The sequence below is a fragment of the Bifidobacterium hapali genome, assembly GCF_002259755.1.
In the GTDB taxonomy this organism is placed as follows: domain Bacteria; phylum Actinomycetota; class Actinomycetes; order Actinomycetales; family Bifidobacteriaceae; genus Bifidobacterium; species Bifidobacterium hapali.
In genome coordinates this window covers 14901-30068 of record NZ_MWWY01000030.1, presented here as the reverse complement: position 1 = coordinate 30068, position 15168 = coordinate 14901, and the positions used below count along the sequence as shown (strand labels likewise).

The 15168-nt window shown below is 60.9% G+C and carries 4 protein-coding genes, 1 tRNA gene and 2 pseudogenes; 1 reads left to right on the top strand and 6 read right to left on the bottom strand.

Annotation, left to right across the window (positions count from 1 at the left end; genetic code table 11):
- A pseudogene (locus tag BHAP_RS08085) lies at positions 1–642 on the top strand (IS256 family transposase); the annotation flags it as partial.
- A 69-nt stretch (positions 643–711) separates the two neighbouring features.
- Here the strand turns inward: BHAP_RS08085 and rpsO are convergent.
- From rpsO to BHAP_RS08050, 6 genes and pseudogenes are all read right to left on the bottom strand, one after another.
- Positions 712–981, bottom strand: coding sequence for a 30S ribosomal protein S15 (gene rpsO, locus BHAP_RS08080; protein WP_094730220.1), 270 nt, complete (start codon positions 979–981; stop codon positions 712–714).
- Between the two features lie 289 nt (positions 982–1270).
- Positions 1271–2029, bottom strand: a complete 759-nt coding sequence (locus BHAP_RS08070) for a hypothetical protein (protein WP_244569358.1) — start codon at positions 2027–2029, stop codon at positions 1271–1273.
- A 264-nt stretch (positions 2030–2293) separates the two neighbouring features.
- Positions 2294–2367, bottom strand: a tRNA-Gly gene (locus BHAP_RS08065).
- Positions 2368–2706: 339 nt separating this feature from the next.
- Complete coding sequence (locus tag BHAP_RS08060; RefSeq protein WP_094730219.1) at positions 2707–4638, bottom strand: alpha-amylase family protein; 1932 nt, start codon at positions 4636–4638, stop codon at positions 2707–2709.
- A 234-nt stretch (positions 4639–4872) separates the two neighbouring features.
- Positions 4873–5367, bottom strand: coding sequence for a holo-ACP synthase (locus tag BHAP_RS08055; protein ID WP_094730218.1), 495 nt, complete (start codon positions 5365–5367; stop codon positions 4873–4875).
- A gap of 570 nt (positions 5368–5937) precedes the next feature.
- Positions 5938–15138 (bottom strand): annotated as a pseudogene (locus BHAP_RS08050) (fatty acid synthase subunit beta domain-containing protein); the annotation flags it as partial.
- Between the last annotated feature and the right edge of the window lie 30 nt (positions 15139–15168).

Sequence of the window (15168 nt, the reverse complement as noted above, 5' to 3'; positions counted from 1 at the left end):
CAACGCTGCCTGTTCCACGTGCAGGCCAACATATTCGGGCTCACCGGCATGAGGCCCCGGCTGGAGGCGGGCAGACAGCTCAGACGCATCGCCCTCGCCCTGCCGCGCGTCAGGGACGGCGCGGCCGCGGCCAGTTGGCTGGCCTCCTACAACCAGTGGGAGCAGGACTTCGCGGGTTTCCTCGACGAGAAAAGCGAATACGCCGACGGCAGCGTGAACGACATGCACCAAAGACTCGTCAAGGCCAAGCGCATGATCCGCGGACGCATCCGCGAGGGGCACCTGTTCACGTTCCTCGACGAGGACCTGACGGAGAACGGAACGATACCATCCACGAACAACCTCATCGAATCATGGAACGGACGAATCCGGGACATGCTGCGCCATCACCGCGGACTGCGCCTGATCCGGCAACTGAAGGCGATCTGCTGGTGGTGCCACCAGCACGCCGAACACCCCGAGACGGACGCATGGCTGGCGACGAACGCGATCACGGACGAACGGCTGGAGAGCCTCTACCAGAAGGCATGGGAGAACAGCCCGCAGGGCCGATACGAGACGTTCGGCATCCCCATGCACCACGGCACCGGCATCGACTGGAACGACTTCCACACCCGGGTCGAATGGCCATCCAACGACTAGACCACCAGACACACATTTTGGCCTATAACCCCAAAAGCGCCCGAGCAATGAATGCTCGGGCGCACAGTATTATCGGCGAAGGCCCAGCTTCTCGATCAGGGCACGGTAACGATTGATATCAACACCCTTGAGGTAGTTGAGCAGACGCTTACGGTCACCGACCATCAGCAGCAGACCACGACGAGAGTGGTGATCGTGCTTGTGCTCCTTCAGGTGCTCGGTCAGGTCAGCGATACGCTTGCTCAGCAGCGCGACCTGAACCTCAGGCGAACCCGTGTCACCTTCGTGGGTAGCGTACTTGGCGATGATGTCCTGCTTTTCTTCAGCCGTAAGTGCCACGGCATCCTCCTTATGTTGCTGCGCGGTGCTGTCGGCCGGATGCCGACGCGCTCTCTATCCGCGGGCGAAACACGCCAAGGGGACAGTATACGGTGCGGGCCGGACTTGACGACGTTGCCTGTGCTCATTCGTGGCGCGCGAGTGAGCACAGACCGGCGCACCCGACTCAATAACCGCCACGATCAGCGCTTGCCGCAGCCAACACGATTGCAGTCCCATCCCGCGTGAGTGAGTGGCGGTTTTCTCTCACTGAGCTTGCGCCAGTGAGAGAAAACCGCCACTCACTGGATCACACCATCGTGAGCAAACCGCCAAACAGTACTACCAACAACGCAATCGTCTCAATCGCAAAAAACATAATAAATGACGCCCAACTACGCGTCAGTACATTCAGCGACGACTCCTTCGGAATCACAATCAGCAAACCAACCCACAGAACCGCAAACACAGCAACCGCAAATCCAGCAGCAATAATTCCAAGATTCGTCGCATTCGCCAGCGACGCAGCATTGCCGTATACCACGTACGTCGAATACCAAAAATTGAACTTCAGCAAACTCAACCCGGCCACAAATTGTTCAGCTGCCAGTCCCAGCACAAACACAATACGCCACAGCCATGTGCGTGACTCAACAATCGCCATACCAAGCCCCGTGAGCGTCACCAACGTAACTGTCCACGCGAGGAATGCGAGCCCTCGCGGGTCGAACGCACTTAAGTGAGACACCAGCCATGCGGTTCGCTGCACAGCCAGCGTGCGGCCAAGCCAGTACGGTGCGATAATCGCAGCCATAACAGCAATGACATACACAGCCCACTGCACAGGATGCGATTGGTGACGCTCAATATCCGCCAACGACAGCTCAGATTCGGGGATGGACGGCGTGGGATGACGCGAAACACTGACCTCTTCAATCTTGCCGTCAACGATTTCGGTTGCCTCATTGTTGGCAGATGTATGCTCGCGCGCGGCGATCTGCCTGACGGCATCCGATTCCACACCTTCGGCTGCCTCATCGACTGGCTCTTGCATCGATCTCACTGCCATGCGACCGCCTTTGCATCTGGTTTATGTCCAACTTGCATTCTGCGTCAATACTGTACGCGGCGCTCCGCCCAGCCGCGATCATGCGCCAGAATGACACTGAGCGAGATAAAACCACCACGCGCTAATGAGCGTGGCAGAAAACGCTTGCTGACGATGGGTTCAGTGAGAGATTTCTGCCACGAACGGGAAATCTATACAGCAAGCAAGGATAGAAATGACAAAGGCTGGAAACCTAGGAATCATTAGGTTTCCAGCCTATGCGAGTGGAGCGGATGACGGGAATCGAACCCGCGTAATCAGTTTGGAAGACTGAGGCTCTACCATTGAGCTACATCCGCGTGCCGCCATTTGACGACTCGAGCTATTATACACAACCCGTCCCCGATCGCAAGTTCAGCCCGGATTGGCTTGTTTTCGAGGACATCTTGCAGTTCTAGGTCATTACACCGAGTAGTTGAAGCTCACTCAGCGAGCCGACCATTGAAATTCCGCCATTCTTGTTTTCACATATAGCCCCGATACTGACCGAATTGACCTAGAACTGCAAGATGTCCTCGAAAACAAGCCAAACAGCATCGACCACGACTACAAATCCGGCACAACGAGGAGCCAATGCGGTATCCCGCCCGCGCAGAATGCGGGCGGGATACCGCATTGACTGCTTATCTCATAGCGCGTCAGCGCAGCACAATCCGCGCCTCATAAGGCGCAAGATCGGTATCCATTGCATTCATCACGTATTGAGAGCCGTTGAGATGCACATGTTGCGGATACCCGGAGAAATTAAACAGACCGACAATGGTCCGTTCGCCGTCAGTGCCGTCAGCAGCGCCACCAGCAGCGCCAGCCATACCCGCACCTGCAGTGCGAGCATCAGCACCGTTCACCTTGCGCACCACTGCCAGAACCGCATCATTAAACGTATCCCACGTACTCACCCACGCGTCCGGCGCAAAGCACGGATCATCACGCATCACACGCAACGACTCCATGCCTTCCCATAGCTCATGTTGCAATGTACTAGGCGTATCACGCAAAGCGGCAGCAGACCAGTCGAACTTGCTGCGGTGCAGATTGCGACTGTCTTCAACGCGATCAGGGTCATCCTTATAGGCCCAACCGTTGAGTTGTGCAATCTCGTCGCCACAATTGAGCATTGGGAATCCGCGCAGGAATGCCATCGCACGATGCATAAGCAGGTCGCGTTGCACACCACGTTTCAAAGAAGGCTGATCATGTGTAATGATTGCTTTTTCAATGCCGCATAGCGACGCGGTTGTGCCGCAGCTGCGCGCATCACGCGTCACTTCGTCGTAGTTGTACAGCTCGCCCATCGACCAGCTGCCCGGCACCGCACCCTCGTAGAAATGGTACAGGAACTCCTTGTGTAGCAACGGGTCGATGCCGAGTCGGCGCTCTTCGTCCTCATCGAGTCCCCAGCCGATATCGTCGTGGCAGCGCAGATAGTTAACGAACCAACAGTTGTCTGGCAACGCGTTAAGCCCGTCGAGCTGCGCTTTGAGCAGCCGCGTGTCTTGGCTGGCAAGCGCACTCCACAGGTTCACCATGACCGACACGTTGTACAGCATGTGGCATTCGGGCGCTTGCGGCGTGCCGAAGTATGCGGCAAGTTCCTTCGGCGCCATCACCACCTCGCCTTTGAGCACCACGGCCGGGCACACGCATTCGAGAATGATGCGCAAAATACGCACAATTGTGTGGACTTGCGGCAAATTGCGGCAATTAGTACCAAGCTGTTTCCAGATATACGGAACCGCATCGATGCGAAACACTTCCACACCGAGGTTTGCAAGGTGCATAACGCTCGACATCATTGCAACGAGCACCTTGGGATTGCGATAGTTGAGGTCCCACTGGAACGGGTAGAACTGGGTCATAACCCATTTGCCCATCGACTCATTCCATGTGAAATTACCGGGAGCAGTGTTCGGGAACACTTGCGGCACAACCGCGTCATATTGGTCGGGAATGGTGCGGTCGTCGTAGCAGAAATAATAGTCCTGATATTCGGGGTCGCCCGATTGTGCAGCTTTCGCCCAACGGTGCGTGGACGCGGTGTGATTCATCACGAAGTCGAGGCACAGGCTGATGCCAGCTGCACGCAACTGTTTGGTGAGGTTCGCGAGATCCTCGTTGGTGCCAAGTTGTGGATCGACGGTGTCGAAATCTTCGACCGCATAGCCGCCGTCGTTGTTCGGATGCGGCATTTGCAGTAACGGCATGAGGTGCAGGTACGTGAGTTTTTGTTCTTTGAGATACGGTATTTTCTTGGCGAGTGACTTGAGATCGCCGGCGAACAGATCGGTGTACATAGTCATGCCGAACATGTCACCGCGCTTGTACCACTGAGGATCAGCTTCGCGCTCAACGTCGAGCATACGCAGGTCTTGAGGACGAGCAGCTGCGGCGTCTGACATGGCGTCGAGAAGAGCGTTGAAAGCAGCTGGATCGTTGTACAAACTGGTGAAAAGTCGCTCAAGTTCGTCGCGATGACGATTGAACCGGACTTGGAAGATGGCGTCTGGAGCGGCGTGCGTGCTGACGTTTGCCACAGTATCGTTGGTAGGTCTGTGAACTGTTGTGACCATGACGAAACTCCTTCGTTTCTCTGCTTGGACTGGCGCATATGATCTGCTGTTCAAGTCCTTGTTTTTGCTCGTGTTGATTATGTCAAACCGGTTCGACATCGAACCGGTTTGACACGCGGGGACGTACTTATGCGTTTGATATTACGCTTGCTGAAGAGGTTTGCAGGATTCCGAGGAGAAAGAAACTCAGCGCAATATTGACAGATATTGGTAATTATTGACAGCTATCGTCAATTAGCACAGTTCGAGGATTGCGACAGCGGAGGCGATTGGACCGTCATGGCTGAGTGAGATATGCCACTGAGCATCGGGAAATGCCGCGGAAAGACGCGCGAACGGATCGTCACCAAGAATGACGTGCGGAATACCGCGCACATCGTCTAGGATTTCGATCTGGGACCACGGGAAATTGTCGAGTGTGTAGGGGAATTGAACCGGGCGTATTGTCGAGTCACGCAACTCCCCCTGCACAGCAGATCGAGCATTGGTAGACCGGCTAGTCTCACCGCACAGCGTCAACGCTTCACACCACGCTTTGAGCACCGCCTCCTTGCCTGCCCATTTGGAGGCCAAATGCACAGCCTTCCCGTCGTGCTTGGCCTGGGCGCGAGTGTCAGCCTGCCGTAGCTCACGCGTGGAGAACAGGCCCCGCATATGTGAGCCAGGTTCAGCTAGCTGCTGAGCAAACGCAGCCACATCCACCACATCGTGCCCGAGACCAAATACCATATATATCCCTTACACCATCATTCCTATTAGTGAGTGGCAGAAATGTCTCACTGAGGATTACTCAGTGAGACATTTCTGCCACTCACTAATGCCGTCTGTTCAACTATGAGTGATATGCCCGCTCATCAGATAAAGAAACGGTCAGGCTTCGTAGAAGCCGGAGGCTCCCAATCGGGCGTCTGGGTTGAGGAGCATGGCCTTTTCGACCTCGTGGGCGTTGTAGCGCGAGCCGTTGGGCAGGCGCGTGCCGTCTTCATGGAAGCGACGGCCCGAAATCGGCTCGTAGAGCGCCGCATGACCCATCATGCCCTCTTCGAGTCGACGCCAACCAGCAAGCAGTCGCGCGTTGGCACGCGAGCGCCACGCCTCCAGCGCCTCCTCGCCGTCAGCCTTGGCTACTGCCGCCTCGAACGCACCCGGGTTCACGATTGCCACGAATCCGGAGACATGGCCGAAACCGAGCGAAGTCGCCAAACCAGCCTTGATCACGCCGCGAGTTGCGTTAGCAGTATCATCGGCCGAACCAGCCGAACCAGCAGCACCAGCCGAACCAGCCAAGCCAGCGCCCGCAACGCGCAGCGGCTCGCGCAACCACACCATGTGATCATCGCGTTCCAGCTTCGGGTCCACGCAGTCGAGCGCCGCGTTCGCCGGAATCACACCGGTGCGGAACAACTGCGTCAATCCGTTGACTTGGAACACACACGCACCGCCCTTCGCGTGACCGGTGAGCGTCTTCTGCGAGATCACAAACAGCGGGTTGCCGTCCGTGCGGCCGATCGCGTGGGCGATCGTGTTATGCAGCTCAGATTCATTCGGATCGTTCGCGTTCGTGGACGTGTCGTGCTTGGAGACCACGGCGATATCGTCCGGCGACACACCGAGCGCCGCCAGATCGCGCACTAGCGCAGAAGAACGTCCACCGCGAGCCGCCGCAAGCGCACCCAGTCCCGGAGCCGGAATCGACGTGTGCGCACCGTCTGCGAACGAGTGCACGTAGCCAACCACGCCCGCGACCGGCAGACCGAGTCGGGCCGCAATATCACCGCGCGTGAGCAGGATCGTGCCGCCGCCTTGCGACTCCACGAAACCGCCGCGACGGCGATCGTTTGCGCGCGAGAAGAATCGCGCGTCGATGCCCTTGCCGTACATTTCGGCCGAGTTCGCGGTGGCGTTCATGTTGCCGAAGCCGATCACGGATTCCACGCCGATGTCGTCGATTGCACCGGTGACGACGAAGTCAGCCTTGCCGAGCTTGATCTTGTCGAAACCTTCTTCAAGCGAAACTGCGGCGGTCGCGCAGGCAGATACCGGCTGGATCATGTTGCCGTAGCCGCCGATATACGACTGCATGACGTGCGCGGCGACGACGTTCGGTAGCGCTTCCTGCAGGATGTCGGTTGGGATTTCGTGGTTGAGGAAGCGGTCAAGGTAGAGCTTGCGCATCGACATCATGCCGCCGAAACCGGTGCCCTGCGTGCTCGCCACCATCGACGGGTGGATGGCTTGCAGGATTTCGACCGGCGTAAATCCGGCAGACAGATACGCGTCCACAGTGGTGACGATGTTCCACAATGCAATACGGTCCACATCGCCGACCATCGAGGCTGGAATGCCCCACTTAACCGGGTCGAAACCGTCCGGGAACTGACCTCCGACCGTGCGCGTCATCGTGGCGCGACGCGGCACGCGGATCATCGAACCGGCGTGACGAGTCACGTTCCACTCGCCAGACTCGGCATCGCGAGCAATGGTCGTGTGAGCCGCGTCGAGCGTGACGTATTCGCGCGCAGCCGCTTCGTCCGGCACCGAGAACGTGACGTCGTGGTCGAGATAGACTTCCGCCTCTTCCTCGTCGTTGCCGGACTTGCCGGACTCGTCGCCGGGCTGGTAATCGTTGCCCATACCAGCTTCAAACGGGCGAATGCCGGAGCGAGCCACAACCTCATCGTGATAGCGGTCGTGAATGTCCTCTTCGGGCACGAGATTGCCGTCGGTGTCGTACCAGCCCGGTTTCGGACTGTCTTGCCACGTGAGCAGGCCCATGTTCCACGCGAGTTCGAGGACCGCACCAGCAGACAGATCGACTGTACCGTCGGAATGGATTCCAAGTTCAGCTTCGGCGCGGGTTCGTCCGGAACCCCACGGGCCGAGTTCGCCAATCGAGACGATCACGACCTCGTCTTCCGGACGCGCGCTGACGGTCGACCAGTCGGCCAAGTTGACGGCCGGCTGGGTTGGAACATGCGGCGTGGGCAGCGCCTTGAGCGTGGCGGATTGCGCAGAATCGGAGCTTTCGGCACCGTTAGTACCGTTGTCTCGCGACTGTTCCGCAGCGCGCTCAGCGTCAGCTGCGTCAGCCTCCGCCTCCGCACGCAACGCGTGAATATCGATCGGTTCGGAGCCGAGTCCGCCGGTCAAGTCAACGTCGAGCGGAGCCGCAATCGCAGCCTCGCGCGACTCGGCCGTGCACAGGTCGAGCAGTTGCGCCGCGATTTCGGCGGTCGAGTACGTGCGGATTCCGTGACGTTCGACGACGGCGACGAGCGGATCGTTGCCACCCATCAGTCCGGTGCCGCGCACCCAGCCGATCTTCGGATGCGCGAAGGTCACGCGATCAGACCACACGCGCTCGGAGCGGGCACGGCGTACGATCGCATCGAACGCGGACTTGACTTCGCCGTACGCACCGTCGCCGCCGAACACACCGCGGTTCGGCGAGCCAGGCAGAACGACGTGCATGCGATGCTGCACGTCGGTGTCCGCACCGAGCGAGGCGAGTCCTGCGATCGCACGTTCGACGCCCCACAGCATGAGTCGCGCTTGCGATTCAAACAGTGCGCCCGAATCGGCGAGCGTGCCGTGGACCGGCGGAGCTGCGAACGGGAAGAACAGGGTCGGCTCGTACGCGGGCTTGATGATCGTGGTCGTCGCACCGCTGGTCTTGCGCTGCTCGTTGCCAATCCACGCGACGAGTGCGTCAACGTCGCGATAGCTGGACAGGTTCGCGGGAACGAGCCACAGTTGCGCGCCGGCCGTGGCATGCGTGCAATACGTGTGCTTCGCCCACGCTTTGACGGACGGCTTGAAACTGTGCGAGGTTGCGATCACGGTTGCGCCGCCTGCGAGCAGTCCGGCGACGACTTCGCCGGCGATTGAGTTCGGCGCAACTCCGGTGACGACGGCGATATCGTGCGCGAAACGCGGCGTTGCTGACTCGTCGGCACTCGCAGCCAGTGCTTCGGCTGCGATGCGCGCGAACGCGGACTTGAGGTCGCTGTTGTTCGCCACACCGGCATCCGCACGGGATGCGAACCAACGAGCTTCGTCTGCGACAGCCTTGCCGAGTCCACGGAAACTGCCGGACAGCAGCGCCGGATTGTTGTCGTAGAACGCGCGGGCGAGATCTTCACGAGCGGATGCCCAACGATCGTCGAACAGGATCGCCTTATTCGCGTCGAATCGCGGTTCGACCTGCTTCGGCCAGTCTGCACCGAGTTCGGCGGTGACCGTGGCAACGACGGCCGCATTGCGCGCAGCTTCGTCGGCGTCAAAGTCGGCAACCGGTTCGTGTAAGCCGAGCTGGTTCAGTACAGTGCGCGCGGCGGTCGCGAGTACGCCGTCTTGACCGGTCACCTTCGCAGCGAACGCGTCGAGCGCGGCGGAATCGACGACCGCACCGCCTGCCGCACCTCCAGCGGATGGCTTGGACACGGCCACGCCCTTGGTTTGGCCGACGAGCGCGACCGCATCGTCGATCAGCTGATCGGCGGCGGCTGCGTTTGCGACGGCACCGGTCGGCAGCTTGGCGAGATCGCCGCCGCGCGAGCTAGCACCATCGCGCGTGTCGAGGAGCAGTGCGGCGGTTGTAGCAGCAACCCAACCGTCACCGAGTTGCCAGACGCCGGTCACGCGATCGCGGATGTGTGATGGTTTGACGCCGGCCGCACCGAACAGCGCGCGCAGACGGTCGCGGATGACGTCGGAGAGGACTGGACCGAACGGCTTATAGTTCGGAGCGGCCTTGTTGACGATGGTCGCCAGTTGCGTGAGTGTTGCTTCGGCCGCTCCATCTACGCTGGCCACGCCGAGTTCGGAGCTGATGTCCATAAGCAGCTGGTTGCGGCGTGAGGAGACGCCGTTGGTGAGCGTGTCGGTGGTGTCGGATGCGCCGATTTGGTCGAGGCGGACTTTGGCGGAGTAGGCCATGAGTACGCCGATCGCGTCGGATGCGTGGAACGGGAGGTCTACAATCGAGCCGCCATCCACTTTCTGTTCCACAGTTGTTGCAACGGGCGTTGCAGGAGCCGGCGTTGCAGGAGCCGCAGCAGCCACCACAGCCGATCCCAGCTTGGCCACCGCCGAGCCACCGGCCGGCGCCGCCTGCGCGACCGCAACACTGTCACCTTGCGACTGCCGCCGTTCGGCGTCGCCTACGGAGAGCGCACCGGGCTCTTCGCTCAACGTCTCAGGCGCCAGCGAATCCGAATCAGTCATATACACGCGCCCCTCATCGCGGCCGACGTTGTACACGCTCACCGCGCGATCAGCGAATTGCGGCAAACGTAACGTCTTCGCACCGAGGTTCGCCAAGGTCGGCGCGTTACCGAGTCCGACTTCCACGTACTCTTCCACGCCGAGGCCACCGGCCGTGCGCGAACCGAACAGCAGTGCTTGCGTTTCAATCCAGCGCACCGGCGATGCGAACTGCCAGCTCAACAGTTCGGTGAGCAGCAGTCGACCGAGTTTCTGATCATCTGCAGCATACGAATCCCATACCGCCGGGTCGTCGAGCGCAGCCTGAATGCGCTCAGACGGCACTACGTCGACAATCTTCGCTGCGAACTCGCGCGTCAGATCAAACGGCACAGCCACAAGATTCGGAATGTAGCGACCGACTAGGCGACCGCGATAATCGATGTGCGCAGGCAGTAGCGCGTCGAGCTTGTCGCGGAATTCCGGCACACCCTTACGCAGCAGCGTGGAGTGGAACGGCACGTCAATGCCGGGTACGAGCATGAACGGCGGTTTGCCACCGTATTCTTTCGCGCGTCGGGACGCATCGGCTTGCAGTGCCTTGAGTCCGGCGATCGTGCCGGCGATTGCGTACTGCTGGCCAGCGAGATTGTAATTGACGATCTCCAGGAACTCGCCGCTCGCCTTGGCAACCGATTCGATGTACGCTTTTACGCCGTCGTCGCCCACGCCGAACTGGTTCGGCCGCAGCGCGCCCATCCGGTAGTTGGAGCGGCCTTGCGCGTCGCGTTCGATGAGGTGATGCATGGTCGAACCGCGGTGGAACACGAGTTCGAGCACGGTTTCGAGCGGAATCACGCCGGCGAACGAGCTCAACGCATTGTATTCGCCGAGCGAGTGACCAGCGAAGTACGATGGCCAAATATCCGCGCCAGCTTCGCGCAGTCGTGCGGTTTGCGCGAACGCGACGGTGGCGAGCGCAACCTGCGTGAACTGCGTGAGGTTGAACAGTCCGTCTGGATGATGGTACGTGACGCCGTTTGCGGTGAGTGTCTTAGGATTATCGCGCACGAGGCTCAAGATCGAGAAGCCGAGCTTGGTTCGCGTGAGTTTGTCGGCGCGTTCCCAGACGTCGCGTGCAGCGGCGGACTTGGCGCGCTCGTCGAGTACCATGCCCTGCTTTTGAATACCTTGGCCCGGGTAGACAAATGCGCTGATTGGCGCACGCGTGATTGCCGTGCCGCGCGAGACGAGTGCACCGTTGATCTTGCACGTTACTTCGAGTGCGAGGCCACCGTGGCGGACTTTGCCAACGCGCTCGACAGTGATTTCAACGCGGTCGCCGAGTTGGACCATGCCGTACATGTTGTACGTCCAGCCGGCGATTTCGTAGTGCGCTCCCTTGGCATCTGCGGCTTGCGCGACGTGCTGGGCGACGGCGGACAGCCACATGCCGTGTACGAGTGGCGCGGACAGTCCGGAGATGCGAGCGCCGCGCACTGACGTGTGAATCGGGTTGAAGTCGCCGGATGTACGAGCGAACGCGGTCATGTCGCTTGGCGCACTGACGGCGACGCGGCGCAGGATACGGCGAACGGTTGGCGCGAGTTCTGACTGATGGAGTGCCAGCCAGTCGCCATTATCGGGCGCCGCCGTTGGCAGCGCGTCAGAGTATGCGCGACCGCGGATCGCAAATCGTTCAGTTTCGTGCGCAAGTGACGTGCCGTCAGCAGTGGTATGAATGACGTGAATCGTGACGACTCGACCGGACGCGGATTCTGCGTAGTGCTCTGCCCACGATGTGAGCGAGATTGTCTCACCAACATGCGAGAGCAGTTCGGATTCGGTGACATCAAGTTCGATGAGATGATCAAGATGGACTGCGTTGAGCAGACCTTCGATAATCGGGAATCCGTCGACTGTGACCGAGCCGAGTGCCGCGTAAATCGCCGGCCATGCAGGACCGACAAGCGCATCAGGCGCGATGCGGGACGCGGTCAAATCGCCCGGCAGCTGGCCGGCCGTGGCCGCCTCGTGATCGAATCCGAGATTCGCGGACAGCGTGTATGAGGCGTGCGCTTCGCTGAACGGCTTTGCCTCGGCTTCGTCAGTCACAGCCGGCACAATCTGCGGCATCGAACGCAACACATCGCCGGTAATCGCAGTGTTTCCAATACCTGCGGTCGCAGCGAGCATCGCATATACGTGCTTCGGTAGGCGATCTCGATCAACGACCGGCAGCAAACCTGATTCGGCCGGTCGCACGTTCAACGGAATCACGATGTCGCGCACCGCATGCTTCGACAGACCGCCGTCCGGATCGTTATCCCAGTGCGTGTCGAGATGAATATCAAGATCGAGCAGCACCGCGCCGTCGCGCTCGCCGACCGTCGTGATCTCGTAATCACGATCGCCAACAGCAGTGCCGTACGCAGGATTGGCCATCAGGTGACCGATCCACGAGATGTTCGGGCAAGCGCGCACGTACGCTTCTGCGCTCGCAGCGACGCCGAGTTGTGCGAACGCAGTCGGTTCAGCGGTATCAGCCGCGTCAGCGCGCTCATCAGCCACGCGCGCAACCATCGCATGCTCGAATCGGCCGAGAATATCAGCAACCGGCTCATCGACGGTTGTAATGCCAGCAACCGACACCGGCCCCGGAATCACGCGCACCGAATCAGCGGAATACCGCGCATCTTCCGACTGCCACAGCTGGTCCTGACCCCACCAGCGCAGCAGATCATGGTCGATCACCGGTACGAACGGCATCGGCTTGGGGTATTCGCGCACCAGCACCGGGAACCACGCCGCATCAGCCGGCACCACCGTCAAGTCACGAACCTGCGGATACGCGGCAGCGAGCTTGGCAATCGCCGCATTCGGATCGGATTCCACGTCGTCGCGAGACGTGAACAGCGACGTAATCTCACCGTGATCAACGTCGGACACACGCGCTTCGATACGCTGCAGCAAGTGCAGGAACCGGTCGGCGTACGTCGGGTCAACCCACGGGAACGCGAGATCAGCGAACCGCTGCGCCCACTCCAGATACGTCATCGTTTCAAGATCGCCGAAATACGGTTTCGCGGTCTTGTCGAGCGCGGCGATGATCTCGTCGCGGCGCGCATCCAGTTCTTCCGGATGCTTCATTACGCGCACGAGCAGACGGCCGCACGCAGCGGACGAATTTTCAACCTCGTAAATATCCGCGTGCAAATGGCTCAGGCCGGAAGTGACTCCACCAACAGCCTTGCCGCTCGGCACCCAGTGCTCGCCGAGCGGCGCGAACGGGTCAGCGTCGGCTGCGGCCGCCGGGTCGATGCCGGGAGTCGCGACGAGCATCCGCTTGACTTGCGGGCTCGTGTGCGCTTCTTTCGCAGTCATTGCAGCCGTGCCGACGAGTACGCCGTCCACCGGCATCTTCGGCACGCCGTAACGCAGCGACCAGTCGCCGGAAATATAGTCCGCGCCGCGTTCGGGAGTGCCGATACCGCCGCCGGCGACGAGAACGAGATTATTCTGCGCGCGCACTTGCGCATACGTGGTCAGCAGCAGATCGTCGAGCGATTCCCAGCTGTGGTGGCCTCCAGCGACACCACCTTCGACTTCCACGATGATCTTGGTCGGTGCGACCGCTTGCGCGATACGCACGACCTGACGAATCTGATCGACCGTGCCCGGCTTGAAGCACACGTACGGGAATCCATCCGCGTTGAGCGTGCGAATCAGCGCGACCGCTTCGTCGAGTTCGGGAATGCCGGCGGAGACGACCACGCCGTCAATCGGCGCGCCGGACGCACGCTTCTTCGGCACGATGCGCGTGCCACCGAACTGCAGATTCCACAGGTAACGGTCCATGAACATCGCGTTGAATTCAACCGTGCGGCCTTCTTCAAGCAGTTCTTCGAGGCGCACAACGTGACGGTCGAACACGTCAGCAGTCACCTGACCGCCGCCCGCAAGCTCCGCCCAATAACCGGCGTTCGCAGCGGCCGCAACGATGTCAGGGTCGACCGTAGTCGGGGTCATGCCGGCGAGCAGTACCGGAGCTTTGCCGGTGAGCTCGGAAAAACGCGTGCGCACCTTGTCACCGGCCGGCGTGTGCACGACTTGCGGGGTAAACGCGCGCCAATCCTGCGTGCGCGCCGGGTCGGTTTCTAGCGTGGACAGCGTTGCGCGATCGGCTGCGGTGCCGGCTTCGACCACACCCACGCCCGTGCCTTGTGCAACCGTGGTGATGAGCTTGCCGACGACCGCACCCGGGCCGAAGTCCACAATCCACAGCTTGGCCGGGTCGGTAGCGGCGAGCGCATCGTGGACGCGCGCCGCCCAATCCACATGGTTGAGCAGCACTTCAGCAGCGAGTTCGCGCGCATGATCGGCGTTGAGCCCGCACGTCTTCGCCCACGCGACCGTCTGTTCGACCGCGTCGGCCATCAGCGGGCTGTGGAACGGGAGCGTCACGTCGAGATATTCGAGCACGGGCGCGAAAACGCGACCGCCGCGCACCTTATCGGCGCGCAGTTTGGCCTGCTTCTTGTGTTCCTTCTCGGCTTCGAGCGCGAACGCGGCGAGGTCCTGCGGATAGCCGGACAGTACGACGTGGTTCGCGGAATTCGTGACGGCCACGGCGATCGGACCGCGCGTGGCGGTGTCGTTGTTGACACGGGCGATGAGTGCGTCGACCTGTGCGCGCGTGGCGTCTTTGACGGACAGCATTGGCGTGGCGGCTTGCGCGGTGTCGGCTGCGGCGGCTGCGTGGCGCGGGGCGAGTGCGAGTTCGCGAGCGCGACGAGTGCCAGCAACGCCGATCAGCGTGGCAATGGCGAGGATTTCGTCAATGTCGGCTGCGGCCGCGTCGATCGAGCCGGCTTCGCGGATGGCGTGGACCATATGCACGGCGAGGATGCCTTGCGAATGGCCGAGTACGGCGAGCGGCTTCGCGGTGGCCACGTCGTAGCCGAGTGCGGCTGCGTCGATGAGTGCGCCGAGCTGGGTGAGCGCGATGCCGGGCACGGATACAGCGGCATCCGCGGCTGCACCGAGCGTGGCGGCGTTCGCGTTGGCTGCGGCTGCGGTGAATGGGTCGGTGGTACGGCCGGTCGTGGCGAGCAGATCGGCGGCGACCGGGGCGAGCATTGCGCTGGCAACGGCCGCATGATCGCGTAGCGCTGTGTTGAGCGTCGGATCGGCGGTTTCGTCGTTAAGCGCGGCGGTCCACGGCGTGGACTGGCCGGCAAACGCGAGCGCATGCGGCTCGCTCGCCAGTCGGTTCAGGAAAAATGTCGGATTCATAAAAATTCCTTACGTTGGTTGGGATGGATG

What these genes read in the sequence shown, in the direction of transcription:
- BHAP_RS08070 (WP_244569358.1), bottom strand. Translation starts at nt 2,029, where the DNA reads ATGGCAGTGAGATCGATGCAAGAGCCAGTCGATGAGGCAGCCGAAGGT.
- BHAP_RS08060 (WP_094730219.1), bottom strand. Translation starts at nt 4,638, where the DNA reads ATGGTCACAACAGTTCACAGACCTACCAACGATACTGTGGCAAACGTC.
- BHAP_RS08055 (WP_094730218.1), bottom strand. Translation starts at nt 5,367, where the DNA reads ATGGTATTTGGTCTCGGGCACGATGTGGTGGATGTGGCTGCGTTTGCT.